We start from the raw sequence: 24985 nt of genomic DNA on the forward strand, positions 1-24985 counted from the left end.
ATGAGCAGCGGTATGAGCAGCGAACTGGCAAGCGAGTTCCGCAAGCTGTGGGCAGGCCGCGGCCTCCTGTACACCGTGGCCATCGGCCTCGGCCTGATCGCGATGGCGGGCTACGGAACCATCCAGACCGTCAACGACCAGGGCACCACCGGCGCCGACGCGGCCGAGCAGATCGTCCGCCAGGGGTTCGCGGGCCTGCTCTTCGCGACGGTCGCGGGCTCCCTCCTGGTGACCGGTGAGTACCGGCACCGCACCTGGACCCGCACCTACCTCATCACCCCACGGCGGGGCCGGGTGCTCGCCGCCAAGGCCCTGGTCGCCTTCCTCGTCGGCATCCCCGTGGGCGTCCTCTCGGTGCTCACCAGCACCCTGGTCGCCGTCCTCGGCGGCCACGCGCCCACGTACACCGGCGACATGATCCGGCTCAACGCGATGATCGTCGTGATCAGCGCCCTCGCCGGGCCCTGGGGCGTCGCGCTGGGGTATCTGATCCGCAACCAAGTGGCCACCGTCATCGCCATCGTGGCCTACACGTCCGGCATCGAGGCCGTCCTGATCGTCGCCGCCCCCTCCTTCGGGCGGTTCCTGCCGGGCGGCGCCCAGCTGTCCCTGCTGCACGACCCCGAACTGACCATGCCCTTGCAGGCATGGGCCGCCGTGGCCGTACTGCTCGGGTATGTCGCCGTCGCGCTCGTGTGCGCGCTGAGGCGAGAGAGAACTGCGGAGGCGCTCTGAGATGGGGGTCAGCACATCTGAGGTCAGCGCGTCCGACGTTTTGGAGGGTGTACCGGAGGGTGGCATTCCCGTACGGCCCGAGCTGCGTCCGGACATCGAGTTCCTCCCGCCGGAGGAAGGCGAGCGCTCCTGGACCATCGCGGACGAGCGGCACCGCCGCTTCACCCGCCTGGGCGGCGGGGCCGCCGCTCTCCTGCGCGGCCTCGACGGAACCCGGGACCTCCAGCAGGTCAGAGCCGACTTCGGACCGGGCGTCGCCCAGGAGCAGGTCGAGGCGGCACTGCGGAAGTTCACCGAACTCGGCCTGCTGGTGGGAACGGACACCCCGCCCGCCAAGGAGAGCCGGTTCCGCTTCCAGCCGCCCGCCTCCCTGCAGTTCACCGTCCTCGACCGGCCGGGCTTCCTGGCCCCGGGCCGCCTGCTGCCCCGTCTGATGGCGAACCGTGTGGTGGCGGCGGGCTGTCTGCTCGCCGTCCTGGCCGGACTCGTCGCCGTGAGCCTCGGCGCGGCCGAGGTCGCCAAGGCCGCCTGGCATCCGATGCCCTGGCAGCACTGGCTGATCGCCGCCGCCGTCGTCATCGCCGTCAACGCCGTCCACGAACTCGCGCACGGGGCCGTCCTGGCCCGCTTCGGCGGCCGGCCGCACCGCATCGGGGCCATGCTCTTCTACTGCGCCCCCGCCATGTTCTGCGACGTGACCGACCTGTGGCGGTTGCGTACCCGCGGCCAGCGTGTCCTTGTCGCCCTGGCCGGAGTGATCTGCCAGCTCGCGGCCGCCGGACTGCTCGCCGCGGGCTCGGCCCTGTGCTCCGGCGAACTGGCCGAACTCCTCGGCCTGTGCGCCCTGATGACCGCGTTCACCGGCATCCTCAACCTGCTCCCGTTCATCCGGCTCGACGGCTACATCGCCCTCATGGCCTGGGTGAACATCCCCAACCTGCGGGACAAGAGCATGGCCGACTGCCGCGCGGTCATGAACTGGACGGTCTTCGGCGGCCCGCGCCCCGAGCGCACACTCCCCGACGGCTGGGCCGTCTTCGGCGCCTTCTGCCTGCTGTATCCGTGGGTGCTCGTCTTCAACCTCCTGGTCATCGCCCACGGCTCACTGATGGCGTACGGGGCATGGGGCGCCCTGAGCTGGCTGTCCCTGCTGGCCGGTGTCATCGGATACGTGCTGTACCGGCTCGCCCTGATGTACCGCGCCTCGGGTGCCCGCAACCCCGTGCGCGGCCTGATCACCCTCGCCGCGCTCGGCGCGGGACTGATCGCCCTGGGGCAGTCGCAGCCGCACACGGAGAAGGTGTACGGCGCCTACACGACCGCGGGCGGGAGGACCGAGGCCGTCTTCCCCGATGCTCCGGGGGTGCTCGCGCCGCTGCCCGGCGGATCTGTGGAGCTCATGCATGGAGGGATCCTGGGGCGCCGGACGGTGGGGTCGGGGACCACGGGCCCGGGGGGAGGGACCACCGGCCCGGAAGGAGGCCGGGCGAAGGCGCCGCTGGACCTCTTCGTACCGTTCGAGGGCATCCCAGGAGAGCTGGCCGTACGCTCCTACCGCCTCGAATCCGTCACTCTCCGGACCGGTGCCCCGTCCCGGGGGGTGGCTGTGGCCAGGGCCGGGACGACGACGTGGCTGGGCCATGTGAACAGGCTCGCCGTCACGGATCCCTGGAAGACGCTGAGCGGGGTGTGGCGGTGACTTCGCCGTCGGGCCGTCATGGTGGCTGCCGCGGGGGCCGTCGCCGGGGCCGTCACGATGGCCGTTGTGGGGGAGTTGTCCACAGGCTGTGACGGGGATTCGCGGGCGGGGTACCGTCGGTGTCAGTTGAGTGCGCGAGGCCCGGCGATCGAGTGCGCGGGGCCCGCGACCGGGTTCGCGGGGCCGACGACGGCCGTGTGTCAGCAGCGGGGGCGGCGATGGGTGTGGGCGGGTACGGAGAGGCGTTCGCGGGAGCCGACGAGCGGCCGGGCGCTCGTCGGCTGCCGCACGTGGAGGGGTTCGCGCACTGGCCCGATGGCGGTACGGGCGGTACGGGCGGGATTGTGCCCGGGGGCTCCGCCGGGCCTGTGCGGCCCAAGCAGGAGGGCAAGGCGCTGCGCGGGCACACCCCGCGCTCCGCGCACGCGGAGTTCGTCGCGGACGACCACCGCCCCGACCCCGTCTCCGCGATGGAGGAGACCAACAGAGGACGGCTCGCGGAGCTGACGCCGCTCAGGGTGGCCAGGATGGCCGCGTCCCCCTTCGCCTTCCTGCGCGGCTCCGCCGGACTCATGGCGTACGACCTCGCCCGCACCCCGCTCACCGGCATCGGCGCCCAGATCTGCGGCGACGCCCACGCGGCCAACTTCGGTCTCTACGGCGACGCGCGCGGCGGACTCATCATCGACCTGAACGACTTCGACGAGACGGTGCACGGGCCGTGGGAGTGGGACGTCAAGCGCCTCGCCACCTCCCTCGTGCTCGCCGGACGCGAGGCGGGCGCCGACGACGCCACGTGCGCCGAGGCGGCCTACGACGCCGTCGGTGCCTACCGCCGCACGATGCGCCTCCTCGCCAAGCTCCCCGTCCTCGACGCCTGGAACGCCATCGCCGACGAGGAGCTGGTCTCCCACACCGACGCCCGCGACCTGCTCGGCACCCTCGACCGCGTCTCCGAGAAGGCCCGGCAGAACACGAGCGCCCGCTTCGCCGCCAAGTCCACCGAACCGGTCCCGGGCGCCGGGACCCCGGCGGGCCACGTCACGCCCCGGCGCTTCGTCGACGCGCCCCCGGTGCTGCGGCGGACACCGGACGAGGAAGCCGCGGCGGTCGCCGCGGCCCTCGGCGAGTACCGCACCACCCTGCCGGAGGACCGCCTCCCCCTCCTCGCGAGGTACTCCATCCAGGACGTCGCCTTCCGCGTCGTGGGCACCGGCAGCGTCGGACTGCGCTCCTATGTGGTGCTGCTCCTCGACCATCGGGGGGAGCCGCTGGTCCTCCAGGTCAAGGAGGCCGGGCCCTCCGCGCTGCTGCCGCACCTGCCCGTGGCCGGCTTCAAGGAGCAGGCGAGCGAGCACGAGGGCCGACGGGTCGTGTTCGGCCAGAAGCGCATGCAGGTCGTCAGCGACTTCCTGCTCGGCTGGACGACGATCTCCGGACGGCCTTTCCAGGTACGGCAGTTCAGGAACCGCAAGGGCAGCGTGGACCCGGCCGCCCTCGCCGCCGACCAGCTCGACGACTACGGCCGCATGACCGGCGCCCTGCTCGCCCGCGCCCACGCGCACAGCGCCGACCCCCGGCTCATATCCGGGTACTGCGGCAAGAACGACGAGCTGGACGAGGCCGTGGCCGCCTTCGCGGTGACGTACGCGGACCGCACGGAGGTCGACCACGCCCAGCTGGTCGCCGCGGTGCGGGAGGGGCGGCTGCGGGCCGCGGACCAGGAAACCGGGACCCCGGGAGCTGTGGCCTAGGCTGGACAGGTGACGACCCCGGAAGCCGAGCCGACGAGCCCTGAGACGCCCGAGCAGCCGCAGGAGGCGGCCGCGCAGCCGCACGAGACGGCGGAGCAGCCGCACGAGACGGCGGCGCAGCCGAGTGCGGCGGCGGCGGACGGTCAGGCGGGTGCCGGTGCGCGGCCCGAGGAGCGGCTTGAGAAGGCCGTGCGCGCCGCCGAGCAGGCGCTGATCGAGTACGAGATCGCGGTGGAGACGTTCCGGGTCGAGGTGGAGAACTTCTCCCGGCTGCACCACCAGAAGCTCGGCCCGATGTACTCGCGCCTGGACGAGCTGGACGCCCTGATCGCCGAGGCCGTGGCGGCGCGGTCCGGTGACCCGGAGGACCTGCGCAAGGCGGACGAGGCGCGGGCGCGGGTGCTGCCGATGCCGGCGGTCGAGGAGCTGTTCCACGGCTGGATGGACGGCGACGGGCTGTTCCCCGAGGCCGCGGCGATGCTCACCGAGCAGCCCGTGCGGCCGCCGCAGCGGGTGCGGCCGAGCGACGAGGTCCGCAAGCTCTACCGGGATCTGGTCCGTAAGGCCCACCCCGACCTCGCGCAGGACGAGAAGGAGCGCGAGCGGCGGGACGAGTTCATCACCCGCGTGAACGCCGCGTACGGCCGTGGCGACGAGGCGCTGCTGCGGGAGCTGCTCGCCGAGTGGGCCGCTGGTCCTGTGCCCGAGGAGCTGCGGCCCACCCCGAGCGAGGAGCTGTACGCCCGGCTCGAATGGCTCGCCCGACGCAAGGAGCTGCTCTCCGTCGTGGCCCGGGAGCTGGAGGAGAGCGCGATCGGGTCGATGCTCAAGCTGGCACCCGACGACCCGGACCGGCTCCTGGAGGAGATCGCCGAGCAGCTGCTCGCGCAGGTCGCGGAGCGCGAGGCGGAGCTGGAGCGGCTGACGGCCTGAGGGCCTGGCCGCCTGGCCGCCCGAGCTGGACGGCAGTGCGGTGCCGTGCCGTGCCCGTCGGCCTCCGGTGCCGCCCGCCGTGTGCCGTGGGTGGGCGCCGCCGGGGTGATGGCGGTCGGGTAGCGTCGGATGCATGGAATTCGGATCTGGTGTGCCCACGGTCACGGTCGGCGACCTCTCGGACGGAGCCTTCCTCCTTGACGTCCGTGAGGACGATGAATGGCAGGCGGGTCACGCGCCGGGGGCACTGCACATCCCGATGAGTGACTTCGTCGCGCGCTTCGGCGAGTTGACCGAGGCGGCGCCGCAGGACGGCAAGGTCAATGTGATCTGCCGGTCCGGCGGCCGTTCCGCCCAGGTGACCATGTACCTCGCGCAGCAGGGCATCGACGCGGTGAACGTCGATGGTGGCATGCAGGTCTGGGAGGCCTCGGGCAAGACCGTCGTCGACGACAAGGACCAGCCCGGCACGGTGATCTAGCCCGGTCGGTCTCCGTGATCCAGCCCGGTCGGGCTCCGCGATCCGGTCCGGTCGGGCTCCGTGCTCCTGTACGGCGTGGGAGTGCGAGTGGGTGTGGTGCGCCGTCGTCCGGTCGTGAGCCGTCGTCTCAGCTGAGGGAGTGCGCCGCGAGCAGGTCGCCCAGGGCGTCCTCGTGCGCCGCGGCCGGGCCGAGCGCGAGCTCCAGGTGCTTGGCCCAGGCGTGGTAGCGGTGCAGGGGGTAGTCCGTGTCGGCGCCGAAACCGCCGTGCAGGTGCTGCGCGGTCTGCACCACCCGGCGCACGCCGTCCGACGCCCAGATCTTGGCCACCGCCACGTCCCCGGAGACCGGGAGCGGCCCGCCGTTGCCCGCGCCCGCGCGGTCCGGTGAGCCGATGCGCCAGGCGGCCTGCCAGAGGGTGACCTCCATCGCGCGCAGGTCGATGTAGCGGTCGGCGGCCTGCATGGCGACCGCCTGGAAGGTGGCGACGGGGAACCCGAACTGCTCGCGTTTGCCGGTGTATTCACTCGTCATGCCGAGCACGCCCGTACCGAGCCCGAGCGCGAGCGCGCAGGTGCCGGTCGCGAGCAGGTCCCGCAGGAAGTCCCAGGCCCCGTCCGCCGTGATCACGTCCCGGGCGTCGACCCGCACCGCGTCCAGGCGGAGTTCGCCGAGCCGCTCCCCGCTGGTGGAGAACTGCTCGGCGAGGGCGAGCCCGGACAGGCCGCGCGGCACGAGAGCGAGGACGGCGCGGCCGTCGGGGGCGGTGGCGGGCACGACGGTGATGTCGGCGTCGTAGGCCCAGGGGACGCCGGTCTGGAGGCCGTCCAGGATCCAGTGGTCGTCGTCGGGGCGCGCGCTGACGGCGAGCTCGGCGCCGTCGTGACCGGTGCGGCCGTTCGCGGCGACGGTCAGCACGGTCCCGCCGCGCGCGGCCGACTCCAGGACGGCCCGCTTCAACTCGTCGCCGCCGTGGCGCTGGACGGCGTACGCCGCCGCGCAGCTCTCCAGGAGCGGGACCCGTGCCAGCACCTTCGCCGACTCGCGCAGCACCAGGCAGAGCGCGATGGGGTCCAGGCCCGACCCGCCGTACTCGGGTGCCGTCAGCAGGCTGAGCAGGTCGGCGTCGGCGAGCTTGGCCCACAGCGCGCGGTCGAAGTCCTCCGCGACGGCCCCGGGGGTGAGGGCGGGGCTGGGCACGCCGTCCGGGGCGACCCCGGCGAAGATCGCCTTGGCCGCCTCGAGTGCCGCCTGCTGCTCCTCGGTGAAGGTGAAGTCCACTGCTTGTCCCTCCGCACCGGCCGGTTCGGTCTCGTCGGCTCCGCCACTGTTTCTGACGGGTCGTCAAGATAGAACACGTTCTACGGGAAGGGAACAGGCATGGCGAGTGGTCCGGCCAGTGCTCCGGTGAGCGGTCCGGCGCCGGGCCCCGGGTCGGGCGCCGCGTGCTGGGCCGCTCAGCGGTCGAAGTCCAACTCCACCTTGTCCGTGGTCGGATGCGACTGGCACGCAAGCACGTAACCGGCCTCGGTCTCCTCCGGTTCCAGCGCGAAGTTCCGGTCCATGCGGACCTCGCCGGACACCTTGAACGCCCGGCACGTGCCGCACACTCCGCCCTTGCAGGCGAACGGCGCGTCCGCGCGGTTGCGCAGCACCGTGTCGAGCAGGGACTCCCCCGCCTGCACCGGCCAGGTGCCGGAGCGGCCGTCGAGGGTGACCGTGACCGTGCTGTCCGCCGGGGCGGGCACCGCCGGTGCCGTGGTGACGCCGTCGTCCACATGGAATATCTCCTCGTGGATGCGCCGCCGCGCCACCCCCAGCGCCCGCAGCGTCCGCTCCGCGCCCTGCACCAGGCCGTAGGGGCCGCACAGGAACCAGCCGTCGACCTCCTCGACCGGCAGCAGCGCGGGCAGCAGCCGCGCGAGCCGCTCCTCGTCCAGACGCCCCGAGTTGAGCCCCGCCTGCTGCTCCTCGCGGGAGAGCACCGTCACCAGCTGGAAGCGGTCCGGCCAGCGGTCCTTCAGGTCGGCGACCTCGTCGAGGAACATCGTGGACGCGGCCGTGCGGTCGCTGCGTATCAGACAGAACTCGGCGTCCGGCTCGCGCTCGAGGAGCGTGGTGACGATGGAGAGCACCGGTGTGATCCCGCTGCCGCCGACCACCGCGGCATACCTCCCCGGAGCCGGATCCAGAGTGAAGCGGCCCGCCGGGGTCATCACCTCAAGATAGTCCCCGACGACGACCTCCTTGCGCGCGTACGTCGAGAAGGAGCCGCCCTCCACCACGCGCACCCCCACCCGCAACTGCCTGGGCTCACCGGGAGCTTGGGGGTCCGGGGCCGGGGAGCAGATCGAGTACGTACGCCGGATCTCCGTGCCGTCGACGACGCGGCGCAGGGCGAGGTGCTGGCCGGCGGCGTATCTGTACTCCTCGCGGAGGTGTGGCGGCACCTCGAACGTCAGCGTCACGGAGTCGTCGGTGAGCTCCTCGACGGCCGCCACGCGGAGCGGGTGGAAGCGCGCCATCACAGCTCCTTGAAGTGGTCGAAGGGCTCCCGGCAGGTGACGCAGCGACGCAGCGCCTTGCAGGCGGTGGAGGAGAAGCGGCTGAGCAGTTCGGTGTCCGTGGAGCCGCAGTGCGGGCAGCGGACCGTGAGGGTGAGCGGGATCGGTCCTTCGGCGGCGTGCGGACGGGGCGGCGCGATGCCGAACTCCGCGAGCTTGCGGCGGCCTTCGGCGCTGATGTCGTCCGTCGACCAGGCGGGGGAGAGCACCGTGCGCACCGTGACGTCGTCCTGGCCGTCCTCGCGGAGGACCTGCTCGATGTCCGCGCTCATGGCCTCTATGGCGGGGCAGCCCGTGTACGTCGGGGTCAGCTCGACGTCCACATGGCCGGTGGCGCCGACCCGGACGGAGCGGAGCACGCCGAGCTCGGCCAGGCTGAGGACGGGCAGCTCGGGGTCGGGCACGGAGCCCGCGAGGGCGTGGAGCCGGGCTTCGAGGGCCGTGGGCGCGGGGGCCGTCGCCGACTCGGCGGGTGCCGTGGGTGCCATGGCTGCCGAGGGGCCGACGGGCTCGGTGTGCGTCGCCGTGGGTGCTTGGGGGGCCTTGGTCACCATGACGCCCCCGGGTGGCTGCGGTGCAGGTGCTGCATCTCGGCGAGCATCCGGCCGAACGACTCGGTGTGCAGGCCCTCGCGTCCGGCGCCGGCCGTCCACGCCCCGCTCTGAGGGCCCTCGGGCACCGTGAGCGTCGCCTTCTGGAGCACGGCGGTGACCGTGGCCGTCCACTGCTCCCGCAGGGCTTCCCGGTCGAGGTCGAGACCGGCCACGGGCGCGAACATCTCGCCGGTGAAGCGCCAGAGGGCGTCCACGCCGCGCTGCATCCGCTCGTGGCTCTCGGCCGTGCCGTCGCCGAGCCGGAGCGTCCACTGCTCGGCGTGGTCCTGGTGGTAGGCGACCTCCTTGACGGCCTTCGCGGCGAGCGGCGCCAACGGGCTGTCCGTCGCGGCCAGTTGGCCGTACATGAGGTTCTGGTACACGGAGAAGTACAGCTGGCGGGCGATGGTGTGGGCGAAGTCGCCGTTCGGCTGCTCGACCAGCTGGAGGTTCCGGAAGGAGCGCTCCTCGCGCAGATACGCCAGCTCGTCCTCGTCACCCGCCAGGGAGAGCAGCACCCGGGCCTGGCCGAGCAGGTCCAGCGCGATGTTCGCCAGGGCCACCTCTTCTTCGAGGACGGGGGCGTGGCCCGCCCACTCACCCAGGCGGTGCGAGAGCACCAGGGCGTCGTCGCCCAGGGCGAGGGCCGCGGTGTGGACGGCGGGGGCGTCGGGGGCCGGGGTGGCGGCGGGCGCGGCCTCGGTGGCCGACGGTGCGGGGGTCGTGGGCGTGGGGGTCACAGGTGCTTCACTCCTTCCGGGATGTCGTAGAACGTCGGGTGGCGGTAGGGCTTGTCGGCGGAGGGCTCGAAGAAGGAGTCCTTCTCGTCCGGCGAGGAGGCGGTGATCTCCGCGGACGGCACGACCCAGATGGAGACGCCCTCGTTCCTGCGGGTGTACAGATCCCGGGCGTTGCGCAGGGCCATCTCGGCGTCCGGGGCGTGCAGGCTGCCCGCGTGCGTGTGGGACAGGCCGCGGCGCGAGCGCACGAACACTTCCCACAGCGGCCATTCGGTCGAGCCGGTCATGCGGTCGCCTCCTTGCGCTCGCTCTGCTTGGCGGCGTACGCGGCCGCCGCCTCACGCACCCAGGCGCCCTCTTCGTGGGCTCGTCTGCGCTGCGTGATCCGCTGGTCGTTGCACGGGCCGTTGCCCTTGAGGACCGACCAGAACTCGCTCCAGTCGATGGGGCCGAAGTCGTGCTGCCCCCGCTCCTCGTTCCACTTCAGGTCCGGGTCGGGGAGCGTCAGGCCGAGCGACTCGGCCTGGGGGACGCAGATGTCCACGAAGCGCTGACGCAGCTCGTCGTTCGAGTGGCGCTTGATCTTCCAGGTCATGGACTGCTCGGAGTGCGACGACTCCGCGTCCGGCGGGCCGAACATCATCAGCGACGGCCACCACCAGCGGTCTACGGCGTCCTGGGCCATCGCGTGCTGTGCCTCGGTGCCGCGGCTGAGGGCGAGCAGCAGTTCGTACCCCTGGCGCTGGTGGAACGACTCCTCCTTGCAGACGCGGACCATCGCGCGGGCATAGGGGCCGTACGAACACCGGCACAGCGGGACCTGGTTGGTGATCGCCGCGCCGTCCACGAGCCAGCCGATGGCGCCTACGTCCGCCCAGGTCAGGGTGGGGTAGTTGAAGATCGATGAGTACTTCTGGCGGCCCGAGTGGAGCTTGTCGAGGAGGTCGTCGCGGCTCGCGCCGAGCGTTTCCGCGGCGCTGTACAGATACAGGCCGTGGCCCGCCTCGTCCTGGACCTTGGCCATCAGGATCGCCTTGCGGCGCAGGGACGGCGCGCGCGTGATCCAGTTGGCCTCGGGCTGCATGCCGATGATCTCGGAGTGGGCGTGCTGCGCTATCTGGCGCACGAGCGTGGCGCGATAGGCGTCCGGCATCCAGTCACGCGGCTCGATGCGCTCGTCGGCCGCGACGGCCGCGTCGAAGGCCGACTCCAGCACCGTGGTGTCCACGGCGCCGTCCACGGCGGCGGCCGCGGGCTTGTGCGGTGCCGTGGTGAACGGCTGGTGCGCTGTCGCCATCTCGGTCCCCCTCGACCTCGGGCAGTGTCTCGGCAACTCTCGTCCTGCCGGTGCGCCTCGCAAACCGGCTTTCCGGCACTCCGTCGAACCCGCCGACCGACCGATCGTTCGGTTCGTTGGAATTCAATGGTGCGGCGCCTCGCCATAAGGTGTCAACCCTGTGGATAACCTCCGGGACGCTGGGCCTGGCGGGCGGGCCTGAGTACGGTTCCGGCGGCAGGGTTCGGTCGTGGGGTCGAGGAACGGGGCGAGATGGACAGGCACGACAAGGATGTGGGCGGCGAATCCGCCGGGTCCGACGCCGCACCCACGGGCTCCGATGCCGTGCCCACGGGCCCTGACGCGGCACCCACAGGCTCCGGCGCCGCATCGGCACCCACAGGCTCCGCGGCCGCATCCGCATCCGCAGACTCCGGTGCCGCACCCGCACCCACAGGCTCCGCCGCACCCGCACCCGCACCCGCAGACTCCGGTGCCGCACCCGCCCGTACCGGCATCGCCGCCCTCTCCCGCCGCTCGCAGGTCGTCGCCGCCCTCGTCCTCGCCGTGGTCGTCGCCACCGTCTGCGTCCACGTCGGGATGGTGTTCCTGCACGTGGCGCCGTCGAACACCGTCAGCAAGGAGCACGGCCGGACCGTCGACGACTGGATCTACCCGGAGTTCGAGCAGAACTGGAAGCTGTTCGCGCCGAACCCGCTGCAGCAGAACGTGGCGGTGCAGGTCCGCGCGCAGATTCGCACCGCAGACGGCACCGGCCGGACCACACGCTGGTACGACCTGTCCGCACAGGACGGCGCCGCCATCGACCACAACCTGCTGCCGAGCCACACGCAGCAGAACGAGCTGCGCCGCGGCTGGGACTTCTTCGTCTCCACGCACGACGCGCAGAATCGTCCCACCGGTCTGCGCGGCGAGCTGTCGGAGCGCTACATCCGCCGCATGGTGCTGCTGCGCCTCCACCGGCACGAGCCGCTCGCCCGCGGGGAGGCGTTCGACCAGGTGCAGGTCAGGTCCCGGACCACGGCCGTACAGCCGCCGGAGTGGAGTGACGAGAAGATCAACGGCAAGCCCGTGCTGCGGGTGCTTCCGTGGTGGTCGGTCACGCCGGGCGACCTGCCGCTGGCCGGTGAGGACCGCGCGCGCAGAGATGTGGCCGTGGCGCAGAACGGGGGCGTCCGGTGATCAGTTTCGATCCGCTCGCCCGGGGCGTGCAGCGTGTCACGGCCCAGGCCCTCGGTCCGTACCAGACCGCGGTGGTCCGTATCGGCTTCGCCGCCACCTGGCTGCTCTTCCTGCTGCGTGAACTGCCGCACCGGCGTGAGCTGTACGGGCCCGACGGCCCGTGGAGCTGGGACATGGCGCGGCAGCTCATCTCCGCCAACGACGCCTTCACGGCGCTGATGTGGTCGGACGGCCGGCTGTGGTTCGAGATCGTCTACTTCCTGGCGATCGTCTCCAGCGCCCTGTTGCTCGTCGGCTGGCGCACCCGCACCATGTCCGTCCTTTTCATGATCGGTGTGCTCTCGCTGCAGAACCGCAGCATCTTCATGGGGGACGGCGGCGACAACGTCATCCACCTCATGGCGATCTACCTGGTGTTCACGCGGTGCGGCCAGGTCTGGTCCCTGGACGCGCGCCGGGCGGCACGCGCGCGTGCCCCGCAGCACGACCATGGGGACCGCGGCAGCCTTGGTGCGGACGGCAGCCGTGCCGTTGATGACGACCTGCATGCCGACGGTGGAGGCCGTGTGGGCGGGGGTGACCGGGTCGGTCCCGCCCTGTGGTGGGTGCTCGGCCTCGCGCTGTCCGTGGTGACGTTCCTGGGGGAGCTCAGCTGGTTCTGGCTGCTGCTGTTCTGGGGGATGTGGGTCGCGCACGGGCTGTGGTGGGCGGCCGTCCGGCGCGCGCCGGACGGCGAGGCGCGTGTGCTGCTCGACGTCGTCGCCAACCTCGCCCACAACGCCGCCCTGTTGGTGATCATGGTCGAGGCGTGCCTCATCTACGCCACGGCGGGCTGGTACAAGATCCAGGGCAGCCGCTGGCAGGACGGGACGGCCGTCTACTACCCGCTCCAGCTCGACTACTTCTCGCCCTGGCCCGAGCTCGCCGACCTGCTGACCTCGCACGGCGTCCTGGTGATGCTGGTGACGTACGGGACGGTCGCCGTGCAGGTCGCCTTCCCGTTCACGCTGTTCAACCGGCGCGTGAAGAACGTGCTGCTCGCGGTGATGATCTTCGAGCACGCCGTCATCGCCGTCGTCCTGGGGCTGCCGTTCTTCTCGCTCGCGATGATCGCCGCCGACGCGGTGTTCCTGCCCACGTCGTTCCTGCGGCGCCTCGGCCGCTGGGTGGCCCGCACGCGCGAGCGGCTGCTCGCGCGGGTGCCGCGGCTTTCCCGCGCGGAGGTGCCGCAGGGGCCGCCAGGGGAGGAACAGCCCCGGGATGCCGCTGAGCCCGCGCGCGTAGGCTTCGGTGCGTGAGCGGCAGTGGCGGTACGGGTCGGAGAAACAGCGGCGGTAGTGGGCGATGAGCGGTAGCAGTCGTACGGACGGCGCGGGTGACCGTGGTCCGCGGAGCGGGGAGCCGTCCGAGCCGGTCCGTGTCTGGCAAGGCCTCGCCGACACCTCCGTACTCCTGGACGGCTTCCACGCCCTGAAGCACGCGCTTCGCTTCGGAGCCTCCATCCCTGTGGCCCTGACCAGCGACAAGGCCGCCGTCCTCGCCCTCGCGCAGGACTTGGCGCCGGACGTTTCAGACGCGCTCGACGCGCTGCTCGCCGAGACCGACGAGGCGACGTTGCGCGCGCTCGTGCCCCGGCTTCACCCCACGGCCGTGGCTGCCTTGGCGGTACGTCCGTCGCGCGGCGCCAACCTGCGGGCGCTGGAGCACACCCCCAGGGTCGCCCCCGTGGTCGTCCTCGACGACCCCCGCAACCTCGGCAACGCCGGGGCGGTGATCCGGCTCGCGGCGGGCTTCGGCGCGACGGGAGTGGTGACGACCGGCACCCTCGACCCCTGGCACCCCACGGTCGTGCGCGGTGGCGCGGGCCTGCACTTCGCGACGGCCGTGGAGCGCGTGGACGTCGGGGAGCTGCCCAAGGGGCCCCTGTTCGCCCTGGACGCGGAGGGCGAGGACATCCGGGGCGTCGAGATCCCGGATGACGCCGTGCTGGCCTTCGGGTCCGAGCGCAGCGGCCTGTCGGCCGAACTGCGCGCCCGGACCGACCACTTGGTGGCGCTGCCGATGAGGCCGCAGGTGTCGAGCTACAACCTCGCCACGAGCGTCGCGATGGCGCTGTTCCACTGGTCGTCGGGAAGGCCCCCGAAGGCCCAGGCCTGAGCCTGCTCCCGCGGGGGCCGTGGCGCCGTCCGGCTCATGCCTCCTTGCGGATCTCCACCACGCGGAAGCGGTTGGCCACGAACGCGCTGTCGCACAGCGCGGCGTTCGCCGCCGGGTTGCCGCCGGAGCCGTGGAAGTCCGAGAACGCCGCCGTCTGGTTCACATAGACGCCGCCCGTGAGGTTCAGCGACAGTTGGGCGCTCTCCTCTAGGCAGGTCTCCTCGACGGCCGAGGACACCTCCGCGGACGTCGTGTACGCCCCGACGGTCATCGCGCCCTTCTCGCGCACCGTGCGCCGCAGCAACTCCACCGCGTCCGCCGCCGAGTCGACCGCGACGGCGAACGAGACCGGGCCGAAGCACTCGCTGAGATACGCCGCCTCGGCGTCCGGCTTGGCGCCGTCGAGCTTGACGATCACCGGGGTGCGCACCACGGCGTCGGGGAACTCCGGGTTGCTGACCTGCCGTGAGGCGAGAGCGACTTCGCCGATGCCGGGGGCCGCGTCCAGGCGGGCCTTCACGTCCGGGTTGACCAGGGCGCCGAGGATGCCGTTGGCCCGGGCCTCGTCGCCGAGGAGGCCGTCGACCGCGCCCGCGAGGTCCGCGACCACCTCGTCGTACGACTTCGCGCCCGCGTCCGTCGCGATGCCCTCGCGGGGGATCAGGAGGTTCTGCGGGGTCGTGCACATCTGGCCGCTGTACAGCGACAGGGAGAACGCCAGGTTCGACAGCATTCCCTTGTAGTTGTCGGTCGACTCGACGACGACCGTGTTGACGCCCGCCTTCTCCGTGTACACCTGCGCCTGGCGGGCGTTGGCCTCCAGCCAGTCGCCGAAGGACGTCGAGCCCGTGTAGTCGATGATCTTGATCTCGGGGCGGGTGGCGAGGGTCTTGGCGATGCCCTCTCCGGGCCGCTCGGCGGCGAGCGCGACCAGGTTCGGGTCGAAGCCCGCCTCCGTCAGGACCTCGCGGGCGACGCGCACCGTCAGGGCCAGCGGCAGCACCGCGCGCGGGTGCGGCTTGACCAGGACGGGGTTGCCGGTGGCCAGGGAGGCGAACAGGCCCGCATAGCCGTTCCATGTGGGGAAGGTGTTGCAGCCGATCAGGAGGGCGATGCCGCGCCCGACCGGCGTGAAGCGCTTGGTCAGTGCGAGCGGGTCGCGCTTGCCCTGGGGCTTGGTCCACTCCGCGGCTTCCGGGGTGCGGGACTGCTCCGCGAAGGCGTACGCCACCGCTTCCAGGCCGCGGTCCTGGGCGTGCGGGCCGCCGGCCTGGAACGCCATCATGAAGGCCTGGCCGCTGGTGTGCATGACCGCGTGCGCGAACTCGTGCGTGCGGGCGCTGATGCGCGACAGGATCTCCAGACAGACCGCGGCGCGGGCCTCCGCGCCCGCGTCGCGCCAGGCGCGCATCCCGGCCCGCATGGCGGGCAGCAGGGTGTCCACGTCCGGATGCGGATACGTGATGCCCAGCTCGGGGCCGAACGGCGAGGTCTCCGCGCCCGTCCAGTCGTCGGTGCCCGGCTGGTCGAGGTCGAAGGGGCTGTTCAGGAGGGCCTCGAAGGCCGCCTTGCCCTCGGGCAGGCTCAGGCTTCCGTTCTCCCCGTAGGCCTTGGGGTGTTCGGGGTGCGGCGACCAGTACGCGCGTGTGCGGATCGTCTCCAGCGCCTGGTCGAGGGTGGGCCGGTGCTTGGCGATCAGCTGGTGCGCGGTGAGTTCGGCGGCCATGAGGGACCAACTCCTCGTCGAGTCAGCTCTCCTTCGAGCTGGCGAGCTGGGCAGGGGCAGTGGGCAGGAACAGCTGGACAGAGCTAGAGTAACCGAACGATCGGTCGGTACAAGGGGGTCTGCCGAACCTGTGGAAAACCTCCCCCCGGCTGCCCCGAACCCCTGGCCAAGACCCCTGTTCCCCGGCCAACACCCCCGTGCGGGAGGATCGCGAGCATGACAGCACTCGATCTCAGCGGCCCCGTCGCCGTGGTCGGCACCGGCACCATGGGCCAGGGCATCGCCCAGGTCGCGCTGGTGGCGGGCCACCCCGTGCGGCTGTACGACGCCGCGCCCGGCTTCGCGAAGACGGCGGCCGCCGCGATCACCGCCCGCCTCGACCGCCTCGTGGCGAAGGGCCGCCTCGACGCGGCCGCCCGCGACGCCGCGACCGGCCGCCTGAGCGCCGTCGAGGACCTCGCCGACCTCGCCGGGTGCGACCTCGTCGTCGAGGCCGTCCTGGAGCAACTGGACGTGAAACAGCGGCTGTTCCAGGACCTGGAGGAGGTCGTCGCCGAGAGCTGTCTGCTCGCGACGAACACCTCGTCCCTGTCCGTGACCGCCGTCGCGGGCGCCCTGAAGCACCCCGGCCGCTTCGTCGGACTGCACTTCTTCAACCCCGCCCCGCTGCTGCCCCTGGTCGAGGTCGTCAGCGGCCACGCCACGGACGAAGCGGCGGCCACGCGCGCGTACGACACCGCGAAGGCCTGGGGCAAGACGCCGGTGCGCTGCGCCGACACCCCCGGGTTCATCGTCAACCGCGTCGCCAGGCCCTTCTACGCCGAGGCGCTGCGCCTCCACGAGGAGCGCGCCGCCGACCCCGCGACGATCGACGCGGTCCTGCGCGAGTGCGGCGGCTTCAAGATGGGCCCCTTCGAACTCACCGACCTCATCGGCCAGGACGTCAACGAAGCCGTCACCCGCTCGGTGTGGGAGTCGTTCTTCCAGGACCCCAAGTTCACCCCGTCCCTCGCCCAGCGCCGCCTCGTCGAGTCACGGCGTCTGGGACGCAAGTCGGGCCAGGGCTGGTACGCCTACGGAGACGACGCCGAGAAGGCCGAGCCGCACACCGCGGCACCCGCGCCCGCCCCGGAGTCCGTCGCCCTGCACGGCGAGCTGTTCCAGGCCGCCGCGCTGGTCCCGCTCATCGAGGCCGCGGGGGTCCGCGTCGAGGCCGGGGACGGCACGCGCCCGGACTACCCCGGCTGGCTCGAACTGCCCAGTGGCGTCCGCCTCTGCCTGGCCGACGGCTCGTCCGCCGACGCCGCCGCCGAGCCCACCGTCCAGTTCGACCTGGCGCTCGACTACGCGGCGGCCACCAGGATCGCCCTCGCACCGGCGGCCCGTGTCAGCGAGCAGGACCTCGCCGAGGCGGTGGGGCTCTTCCAGGCGCTCGGCAAGAAGGTCAGCGTCGTGGGCGCGGCCCCGGGGCTGATCGTGGCCCGTACGGTTGCCCAGCTCGTGGACTTCGCGCACGACGCGGTGGCGCGCGGCGTGGCCGGTGCCGACGACATCGACACCGCCATGCGCCTGGGCGTGAACTACCCGCGCGGACCGCTCTCCTGGGGAGCCGCACTCCGTACGTACTGGGTGGCGGAGTTCCTCGACAGCATGCACGGCGAGTACCCCACGGGGCGCTACGCCCCCTCACAGGCGCTGCGCCAGGCAGCCGCGCGGGAGGAGCACTCATGACCGCGGCCCGGCGCGACACGTACACCCCGGAGACCCTCCTCGAGGTCGCCGTGCGGGTCTTCAACGAGCGCGGCTACGACGGCACGTCCATGGAGCACCTCTCCAAGGCGGCCGGCATCTCCAAGTCGTCGATCTACCACCACGTGGCGGGCAAGGAGGAACTGCTGCGCCGCGCGGTGAGCCGGGCGCTCGACGGGCTCTTCGGGATCCTCGCCGAGGAGCACGCGCGCGAGGGCAGCGCGGTGCGACGCCTGGAGTACGTCACGCGCCGCACCGTAGAGGTCCTGGTCGCCGAGCTGCCCTACGTGACGCTGCTGCTGCGCGTGCGCGGTAACACGGACACCGAGCGCTGGGCCCTGGAGCGGCGCAGGGAGTTCGACCACGAGGTCGCCGGGCTGCTCAAGGAAGCCGTCGCGGACGGCGACCTGCGCTCGGACGTCGAGCTGCGGCTCGCCACCCGGCTGCTCTTCGGAATGATCAACTCCATCGTGGAGTGGTACCGCCCTGACGCCCACAACGCCGCGAGCGGCCAGGAAGTCGCCGACGCCGTCGTGCAGATGGCCTTCGCGGGGCTGCGCACCGACGGCTGACACGGGCCCCGCACCGACGGCTGACGGGGAGGGTGCCCGGGGCCGCACCGCGCGGTTCGCAGGCACCCGGCGTCAGCCCTCCGCCTCCAGGTCGTCCTCTTCGAAGACCAGCAGTGTGCGCGTGCTGAGGACCTCCGGCATGGCCTGGAGACGCGTGAGGACCAGCTCGCGCAGCGCGCGGTTGTCCGGTGTGTGCACCAGGAGCAGTACGTCGAAGTCCCCGCTGACCAGCGCGATGTGGGACGCGCCCGGCAGGGTCCGCAGCTGCTCGCGCACCGTGCGCCAGGTGTTCTGGACGATCTTCAGGGTGATGTAGGCGGAGGCGCCTTGGCCCGCCCGCTCGTGGTTGATGCGGGCGCCGAACCCACGGATGACGCCGTCCTCGATGAGGCGGTTGATGCGCGCGTAGGCGTTCGCCCGCGAGACGTGCACCCGCTCGGCCACGGAGCGTATCGAGGCGCGACCGTCCGTGTGCAGGATCTGCAGGATGTCGCGGTCGATCGAGTCCAGTGGGCGGGGCTGGGGTTCCGGACGTCCCGCCGCGTTCCCGTCGACCATTCGTTCAGGTGCCATGTCCCCCCGCCTCCTTACCATGGACGTACTGCGTTCATCTCAGGCTGTGGAGAACCGTTTGTCCACAGCCTGGAGGTGCCTGTAGCCAAAATGTGCCGACGACCGAACAATCGGTAGGTGAGGCGCATCACATCGTTGCGCCTCTGTTGCCGCTCCCCACGAGGAGATCGCTTCCCACCAGGAGGTGCCGTCATGACGGTCATGGAGCAGCGGGGCGCCTACCGGCCCGCCCCGCCCCCCGCATGGCAGCTCAGGACCGACCCCGCGCCGCTGCTGCCGGAAGCCGAGCCCTATCGCGTGCTCGGCACGGACGCCGCGCGCAAGGCGGACCCGGAGCTGCTTCTCCGCCTCCATGGCGAGCTCGTGCGCGGCCGGCGGTACAACACGCAGGCGACCGCCCTGACCAAGCAGGGCAGGCTCGCCGTCTATCCGTCCAGCACCGGCCAGGAGGCGTGCGAGATCGCCGCCGCGCTCGCCCTGCGCGAGCAGGATTGGCTGTTTCCCAGCTATCGCGACACCCTCGCGGCGGTCGCCCGCGGCCTCGACCCGGTGGCGGCCCTGACGCTGCTGCGCGGCGACTGGCACACCGGCTACGACCCGCGGGAGCACCGCATAGCGCCCCTGTGCACCCCCTTGGCCACCCAGCTCCCGCACGCCGTCGGTCTCGCCCACGCCGCCCGCCTGAAGGGCGACGACGTGGTCGCGCTTGCCATGGTCGGCGACGGCGGCACCAGCGAGGGCGACTTCCACGAGGCGCTGAACTTCGCCGCGGTCTGGCAGGCACCCGTGGTCTTCCTCGTGCAGAACAACGGCTTCGCGATCTCCGTGCCGCTCGCCAAGCAGACAGCGGCGCCGTCCCTCGCCCACAAGGCCGTCGGGTACGGCATGCCGGGCCGCCTGGTCGACGGCAACGACGCGGTCGCGGTGCACGAGGTCCTCTCCGAAGCGGTGGAGCGCGCCCGTGAGGGCGGCGGCCCCACCCTCATCGAGGCCGTCACGTACCGGATGGAGGCGCACACGAACGCCGACGACGCCACGCGCTACCGCCAGGACGCGGACGTCGAGGCCTGGCAGGACCACGACCCGATCGTCCTCCTGGAGCGCGAACTCACCGAGCGCGACCTGCTCGACGAGGACCGCAGGCGCGCGGTCCGCGAGGACGCCGAGGAGATGGCCGCGGACCTCAGGGCCCGGATGAACCAGGACCCGGCCCTCGACCCCATGGACCTGTTCACGCACGTGTACGCCGAGCAGACCAGCCAACTGCGGGAGCAGGCGGCCCTGTTGCGGGCCGAGCTGGAGGCCGAGAACGAGGCGGACGGAGCAGGACGATGACCACTGTCGCCGTGAAACCGGCCACCATGGGGCAGGCCCTCGGGCGCGCGCTGCGCGACGCGATGGCCGACGACCCGTCCGTGCACGTCCTCGGCGAGGACGTGGGCACGCTCGGCGGGGTCTTCCGGGTCACCGACGGACTCGCGAAGGAGTTCGGCGACGACCGCTGCACGGACACCCCGCTCGCGGAGGCGGGCATCCTCGGTACGGCGGTCGGCATGGCGATGTACGGGCTGCGGCCCGTCGTCGAGATGCAGTTCGACGCGTTCGCGTACCCCGCGTTCGAGCAGTTGATCTCGCACGTGGCGCGGATGCGCAACCGCACCCGGGGCGGCATGCCGCTCCCGATCACCATCCGGGTGCCGTACGGCGGCGGGATCGGCGGCGTCGAGCACCACAGCGATTCCTCCGAGGCGTACTACATGGCGACGCCCGGGCTGCACGTCGTCACGCCCGCCACGGTCGAGGACGCCTACGGCCTCCTGCGCGCGTCCATCGCCTCCGACGACCCGGTCGTCTTCCTGGAGCCGAAGCGCCTCTACTGGTCCAAGGCGGACTGGAACCCGGACGCGCCCTCGACCGTTGAACCCATCGGGAAGGCCGTGGTGCGGCGAGCGGGCCGCAGCGCGACGCTGTTGACGTACGGCCCGTCGGTGCCCGTCTGCCTGGAGGCCGCCGAGGCGGCGCGGGCCGAGGGCTGGGACCTCGAAGTCGTCGACCTGCGCTCGCTGGTGCCGTTCGACGACGAGACGGTGACGGCGTCCGTGCGGCGCACGGGGCGCGCGGTCGTCGTGCACGAGTCGGGCGGCTTCGGCGGCCCCGGCGGGGAGATCGCCGCGCGCGTCACGGAGCGGTGCTTCCACCACCTGGAGGCGCCGGTGCTGCGGGTCGCCGGGTTCGACATCCCCTATCCGCCGCCGATGCTGGAGCGGCACCATCTGCCCGGCGTCGACCGGATCCTGGACGCGGTGGCACGGCTGCAGTGGGAGGCGGAGAGCTGATGGCGCAGGTCCTCGAGTTCAAGCTGCCCGATCTCGGCGAAGGCCTCACGGAGGCGGAGATCACCCGCTGGCTGGTGCGGGTCGGCGACGTCGTCGAGGTGGACCAGCCGGTCGTGGAGGTGGAGACCGCCAAGGCGATGGTCGAGGTCCCCTGTCCGTACGGGGGCGTGGTGACGGCCCGCTTCGGCGAGGAGGGCACGGAACTCCCCGTGGGCGCGCCGCTGTTGACGGTCGCGGTGGGGGCGTCGGTCGCTGACCTGGAGAGCGGTGCGGCCGACTCCGGTACGCGCGCGGGTGCTTCCGCAGACGGCGCTTCCGAGGCGGGCGGTGCTCCCGAGGGGGGCCGGGACGAGGCGTCCGGGAACGTCCTCGTCGGATACGGCACGGCGGCGGCGCCCGCGCGACGGCGCCGGGTGCGGCCCGCGCGCGAGGGCGCGTCGGGGGCTGCCGGGCAGTCCGGGGGGAGCGGTGCGGACACGGCGTCCGGTGCTGGTGCCGGTACGGGTTCGGGTGCGGGTTCCGCGGACGCGGGTGTGGGCCTTCGCGCCGCCTCCCGTGCGGAGGGCTCAGCGGCGACCGTGACGGCAGGGGCGGCGGACACGGCTGCCGCGGCCGAAACCGGGGCCGGCCCCGGTCCGGGTGCGGCACCCGCCCACGGGGACGGCCCGGTCCCCGTCATCTCCCCGCTCGTCCGCAAGCTCGCCCGGGAGAACGGCGTGGACCTGCGGGAGTTGGTGGGGTCCGGTCCTGACGGGCTGATCCTGCGGGCCGACGTGGAGTACGCCATGCGGGCGTCGGCGGCGGTCACGCCGGTCGCGGGCCCGTCGTCGGCGTCCGCGGCGGCACGGGCCGTGGCGTCGGGCATCGGCGCCACCTTCGGGAGCCCCGGGACGGGCGTCACCGAGGGCGCGGCGGCGCGGGCGCAGACACCGGCCGACGCGCGCGGGGCAGTCGGCGGCGCACGGTCTGCCGCGGTCTCCGGGAGCGGTACGCGGATCCCCCTGCGCGGTGTTCGCGGCGCCGTCGCCGACAAGCTGGCGCGCAGCCGTCGTGAGATACCGGACGCCACCTGCTGGGTCGACGCGGACGCGACGGAACTGATGGTCGCGCGCCGGGCGATGAACGCGGCGGGCGGCCCGAAGGTCTCCCTCCTCGCCCTCCTCGCCCGCGTCTGCACCGCCGCCCTCGCGCGCTACCCCGAGCTCAACTCCACGGTCGACATGGAAGCCCGTGAGATCGTGCGGCTCGACGAGGTGCACCTCGGCTTCGCCGCGCAGACCGACCGCGGCCTCGTCGTGCCCGTCGTGAAGGGCGCGCACGCACGCGACACGGAGTCCCTGAGCGCGGAGCTGGCCCGCCTCTCGGACGCGGCCAGGACCGGGACGCTGACGCCGGGGGAACTCACGGGGTCGACGTTCACGTTGAACAACTACGGGGTGTTCGGGGTCGACGGATCCACGCCGATCATCAACCACCCCGAGGCGGCGATGCTCGGCGTCGGCCGGATCGTGCCCAAGCCCTGGGTGCACCAGGGCGAGCTGGCGGTCCGTCAGGTCGTCCAGCTCTCGCTCACCTTCGACCACCGGGTGTGCGACGGCGGCACGGCGGGCGGATTCCTGCGGTTCGTCGCGGACTGCGTGGAGCAGCCCGCGGTGCTGCTGCGGTCGGTGTGACGCACGCTCCGGCGCGCACCGGGAGTGCGGTGCGGGCCGGAGCGCGGGTGCGGGGGTGGCATTGACCGGGGGTGCGCCCATACTCGGGGGATGACCTCGCGCACAGCTCCGGACACCGCCGCGTTCGACGCCGTCGTGCTCGCCGGCGGGCGGGCCGCGCGGCTCGGCGGCGCGGACAAGCCCGGCGTGCGGGTGGGCGGCAGGGCCCTGCTCGACCGGGTGCTCGCGGCGTGCGCCGGGGCCGGGACCACCGTCGTCGTCGCGGCGCCCCGGCCCACCGGACGGCCCGTGGAGTGGGCCCGCGAGGAGCCCGCGGGCGGCGGTCCGCTCGCCGCCCTCGACGCCGGGCTGCGGCGCACGCGCGCCGAGCTGGTCGTGGTGCTCTCCGCCGACCTGCCGTTCCTGCGGCCGGAGACCGTACGCCGACTCGTCACCACCCTCGCCACGGCCGACGGCGCGGACGGCGTGCTGCTCACCGACCCCGAGGGCCGGGACCAGCCGCTCGTCGCGGCCTACCGGAGCGGGGCGCTGCGGAGGGAACTGGCGGGGCTGAGGGGGGCGGCGGGAGCTGCGGGTTCCGCGGGCGGCACGGGTTCCGGTTCGGGTTCGGGTTCGGGTTCGGCGGAGTCTGCTGCCTCTGCGGGCGGGACGGGTTCGGCGGAGGCCGGGGGTGCTGCGGGAATCGTCGGGGTGGCAGGGCCCGCCGGGGCGGCAGGAACCGTTGGTGCCCCGGACGCCCCGGACGCCCCGGACGCCCCGGACGCCCCGGACGCCCCGGACGCCCAGGTGGGCCGTGGCGACGTGCCCTCGTCCGGCGTGGCCGAGAGCGCGCGCGGCCTCACCGGGCTGCCCCTGCGACGCCTCACCGCCCACCTCAAGCTCGTCCGCGTCACCGACCCGTTCGCCGCGTTCGACTGCGACACCTGGGACGACATCGCTACGGCCCGCGCGCGGATCAGGGAGCATGGGCACGTGTTGGATGAATGGATTTCCGCAGTCATGGACGAACTGGGCATCGAGCTCGACGTCGACACCGGCATCCTGCTCGACCTCGCCCGCGACGCGGCGCACGGCGTGGCGCGGCCCGCGGCGCCCCTGACCACGTTCCTCGTCGGGTACGCGGCGGCGCTGGCCCAAGCGGGCGGGGGCGGCCCGGAGGCCGTGGCCCAGGCCGCGCGGAAGGCGGCGGCGCTCGCCGTCCGGTGGGCGGACGAGGACCAGCCGGACGAGCCTGGCGGTGCGTCGGCGCCCGGGGCGGGGACGTCGACGCCGTCCGGCGAGCAGGACCCCTCCAGCACGCAGCCCCCCGGCACGGCCGCCGGCGCGCCCTCCGGCACGGAGTCGGGCCCCCGATGACCGGCCAACACGCGGCCGACGCGGAGTTCGACGAAGCCCTCGCCCTGGTGAACGAGGACCGGGCCAGGACCGGGGCGGGCGCCGCACGCCCCGGCCACTCAAGCCACCCGGACGGCTCGGGCAACCCGGCCCACCTGGACGGCTCGGGCAACCCGAACAACCCGCCCCACCCGGACGACGTGGAACCCGCCCACGCCCCCGGCACAGGCTCCGGTCACGCACCTGGCACAGGCTCCGCCGACGCCCCCGGCACAGGCTCCGCCCACACCCCCGGCGCCCACGGCACGGCCCCCCGTACACCCGGAACCCGGCGCAGCGCCCCCAGCACACCCCCCACCCCGCGCGAAGCCACGTCCAACACCCAGGCCGACCCCCTCACCCCGCCCGGCGGCTGGCCCCCCGGCCCCGGCGACCGTCCCACCGCCACCGGTGCCTGGCCAGACGTCTCCGACCCTCCGCCCGGCCCACCCGGCGCCCGCTTCACCAACCCCGGCGACCAGCCCACGGACCGGGGCGACCAGCCCACAGGCCGTGGCACCCACCACACGGCCCCGGGCACGCAGCCCACGGGCCCGGGCACGCAGCCCACGGGCCCGGGCACGCAGCCCACGGGCCCGGGCACGCAGCCCACAGGCCGTGGCACACACCCCACAGCCCCGGGCGACCAGCCCACGGCCCCGGATGCCCACCCCAAAGCCCCGAACACCCGCGCCACCCCCTGGCCAGAAGCCCGCACCATCGCGCGCCGCGCCGGAGCCGCAGGGGCCACCCCGGCGCCCCGGGCCACCCAGGCACCTCCGGCCACCCCGGCGTCCCGGACCACCCCGGCGCCCCCGGCCACCCCGGCGCCCCCGGCCACCCCGGCGC

The 24985-nt window shown here is 73.1% G+C and carries 22 protein-coding genes and 1 pseudogene; 15 read left to right on the top strand and 8 right to left on the bottom strand.

The window, feature by feature from the left end:
- Positions 1–12: 12 nt before the first annotated feature.
- From OO63_RS21445 to OO63_RS21465, 5 genes are all read left to right on the top strand, one after another.
- Positions 13–735 carry an ABC transporter permease gene (locus tag OO63_RS21445; RefSeq protein WP_030360611.1) on the top strand — a complete coding sequence of 241 codons (723 nt, stop codon included), beginning with the start codon at positions 13–15 and terminating at the stop codon, positions 733–735.
- A 1-nt stretch (position 736) separates the two neighbouring features.
- Positions 737–2434, top strand: a complete 1698-nt coding sequence (gene mpaP, locus OO63_RS21450; protein ID WP_051811062.1) for a daptide biosynthesis intramembrane metalloprotease — start codon at positions 737–739, stop codon at positions 2432–2434.
- Between the two features lie 218 nt (positions 2435–2652).
- On the top strand, positions 2653–4188 hold the full coding sequence (locus OO63_RS21455; protein ID WP_078619270.1) for a DUF2252 domain-containing protein: 1536 nt from the start codon (positions 2653–2655) through the stop codon (positions 4186–4188).
- 9 nt (positions 4189–4197) lie between these two features.
- Entirely contained in the window at positions 4198–5121 is a 924-nt protein-coding gene (locus tag OO63_RS21460) for a J domain-containing protein (protein WP_030360614.1), read from the top strand.
- A 151-nt stretch (positions 5122–5272) separates the two neighbouring features.
- Positions 5273–5602, top strand: coding sequence for a rhodanese-like domain-containing protein (locus OO63_RS21465; protein ID WP_030360615.1), 330 nt, complete (start codon positions 5273–5275; stop codon positions 5600–5602).
- A 127-nt stretch (positions 5603–5729) separates the two neighbouring features.
- Here the strand turns inward: OO63_RS21465 and OO63_RS21470 are convergent, their stop codons facing one another.
- From OO63_RS21470 to paaA, 6 genes are all read right to left on the bottom strand, one after another.
- Positions 5730–6881 carry an acyl-CoA dehydrogenase family protein gene (locus tag OO63_RS21470; RefSeq protein ID WP_030360616.1) on the bottom strand — a complete coding sequence of 384 codons (1152 nt, stop codon included), beginning with the start codon at positions 6879–6881 and terminating at the stop codon, positions 5730–5732.
- 176 nt (positions 6882–7057) lie between these two features.
- The gene (gene paaE, locus OO63_RS21475; protein ID WP_030360617.1) at positions 7058–8125 is read right to left on the bottom strand and encodes a 1,2-phenylacetyl-CoA epoxidase subunit PaaE; all 1068 of its coding nucleotides are present in this window, start codon (positions 8123–8125) and stop codon (positions 7058–7060) included.
- Complete coding sequence (gene paaD / locus OO63_RS21480) at positions 8125–8652, bottom strand: 1,2-phenylacetyl-CoA epoxidase subunit PaaD (RefSeq protein WP_051811066.1); 528 nt, start codon at positions 8650–8652, stop codon at positions 8125–8127. The genes paaE and paaD overlap by 1 nt, the downstream gene beginning before the upstream one ends.
- A 59-nt stretch (positions 8653–8711) precedes the next feature.
- The gene (paaC, locus tag OO63_RS21485; protein ID WP_078619271.1) at positions 8712–9497 is read right to left on the bottom strand and encodes a 1,2-phenylacetyl-CoA epoxidase subunit PaaC; all 786 of its coding nucleotides are present in this window, start codon (positions 9495–9497) and stop codon (positions 8712–8714) included.
- Entirely contained in the window at positions 9494–9784 is a 291-nt protein-coding gene (paaB, locus tag OO63_RS21490) for a 1,2-phenylacetyl-CoA epoxidase subunit PaaB (RefSeq protein WP_030360620.1), read from the bottom strand. The genes paaC and paaB overlap by 4 nt, the downstream gene beginning before the upstream one ends.
- Positions 9781–10794, bottom strand: a complete 1014-nt coding sequence (paaA, locus tag OO63_RS21495; protein ID WP_030360621.1) for a 1,2-phenylacetyl-CoA epoxidase subunit PaaA — start codon at positions 10792–10794, stop codon at positions 9781–9783. The genes paaB and paaA overlap by 4 nt, the downstream gene beginning before the upstream one ends.
- A 252-nt stretch (positions 10795–11046) precedes the next feature.
- Between paaA and OO63_RS21500 the strand changes: the two genes are divergently transcribed.
- Genes OO63_RS21500 through OO63_RS21510 form a run of 3 tightly spaced genes read left to right on the top strand, consistent with a single transcriptional unit; the run spans position 11047 to position 14133 of the window.
- Entirely contained in the window at positions 11047–11976 is a 930-nt protein-coding gene (locus OO63_RS21500) for a DUF5819 family protein (protein WP_033264326.1), read from the top strand.
- Positions 11973–13274, top strand: coding sequence for an HTTM domain-containing protein (locus OO63_RS21505; protein WP_030360623.1), 1302 nt, complete (start codon positions 11973–11975; stop codon positions 13272–13274). The genes OO63_RS21500 and OO63_RS21505 overlap by 4 nt, the downstream gene beginning before the upstream one ends.
- Positions 13275–13320: 46 nt before the next feature.
- Entirely contained in the window at positions 13321–14133 is an 813-nt protein-coding gene (locus OO63_RS21510) for a TrmH family RNA methyltransferase (protein WP_030360624.1), read from the top strand.
- A 34-nt stretch (positions 14134–14167) separates the two neighbouring features.
- Here the strand turns inward: OO63_RS21510 and paaN are convergent, their stop codons facing one another.
- Positions 14168–15859, bottom strand: a complete 1692-nt coding sequence (gene paaN / locus OO63_RS21515) for a phenylacetic acid degradation protein PaaN (protein ID WP_030360625.1) — start codon at positions 15857–15859, stop codon at positions 14168–14170.
- A gap of 216 nt (positions 15860–16075) precedes the next feature.
- Between paaN and OO63_RS21520 the strand changes: the two genes are divergently transcribed.
- Both OO63_RS21520 and OO63_RS21525 read left to right on the top strand, forming a co-directional pair.
- Positions 16076–17590, top strand: coding sequence for a 3-hydroxyacyl-CoA dehydrogenase (locus OO63_RS21520; protein ID WP_030360626.1), 1515 nt, complete (start codon positions 16076–16078; stop codon positions 17588–17590).
- Positions 17587–18180, top strand: coding sequence for a TetR/AcrR family transcriptional regulator (locus OO63_RS21525; protein WP_030360627.1), 594 nt, complete (start codon positions 17587–17589; stop codon positions 18178–18180). Before OO63_RS21520 ends, OO63_RS21525 begins: the two co-directional genes overlap by 4 nt.
- Positions 18181–18252: 72 nt before the next feature.
- On the opposite strand, the gene OO63_RS21530 is transcribed toward OO63_RS21525, so the two are convergent.
- A complete protein-coding gene (locus OO63_RS21530) occupies positions 18253–18753 on the bottom strand; it encodes an Lrp/AsnC family transcriptional regulator (RefSeq protein WP_234311295.1) in 501 nt (166 codons plus the stop codon).
- A 192-nt stretch (positions 18754–18945) separates the two neighbouring features.
- Here OO63_RS21530 and pdhA point away from each other — a divergent pair, with 192 nt between their 5' ends.
- The 5 genes and pseudogenes from pdhA to OO63_RS42350 form a co-directional block, all read left to right on the top strand.
- On the top strand, positions 18946–20088 hold the full coding sequence (gene pdhA / locus OO63_RS21535) for a pyruvate dehydrogenase (acetyl-transferring) E1 component subunit alpha (RefSeq protein WP_030360629.1): 1143 nt from the start codon (positions 18946–18948) through the stop codon (positions 20086–20088).
- Positions 20085–21089 carry an alpha-ketoacid dehydrogenase subunit beta gene (locus OO63_RS21540; protein WP_030360630.1) on the top strand — a complete coding sequence of 335 codons (1005 nt, stop codon included), beginning with the start codon at positions 20085–20087 and terminating at the stop codon, positions 21087–21089. The genes pdhA and OO63_RS21540 overlap by 4 nt, the downstream gene beginning before the upstream one ends.
- On the top strand, positions 21089–22762 hold the full coding sequence (locus OO63_RS21545; RefSeq protein ID WP_030360631.1) for a dihydrolipoamide acetyltransferase family protein: 1674 nt from the start codon (positions 21089–21091) through the stop codon (positions 22760–22762). The genes OO63_RS21540 and OO63_RS21545 overlap by 1 nt, the downstream gene beginning before the upstream one ends.
- A 90-nt stretch (positions 22763–22852) precedes the next feature.
- A complete protein-coding gene (locus OO63_RS43670) occupies positions 22853–24118 on the top strand; it encodes an NTP transferase domain-containing protein (protein ID WP_078619272.1) in 1266 nt (421 codons plus the stop codon).
- A pseudogene (locus OO63_RS42350) lies at positions 24115–24985 on the top strand (hypothetical protein); the annotation flags it as partial. The gene OO63_RS43670 and the pseudogene OO63_RS42350, both read left to right, overlap by 4 nt.

This window comes from Streptomyces alboflavus (assembly GCF_000716675.1).
Lineage (GTDB): Bacteria > Actinomycetota > Actinomycetes > Streptomycetales > Streptomycetaceae > Streptomyces > Streptomyces alboflavus.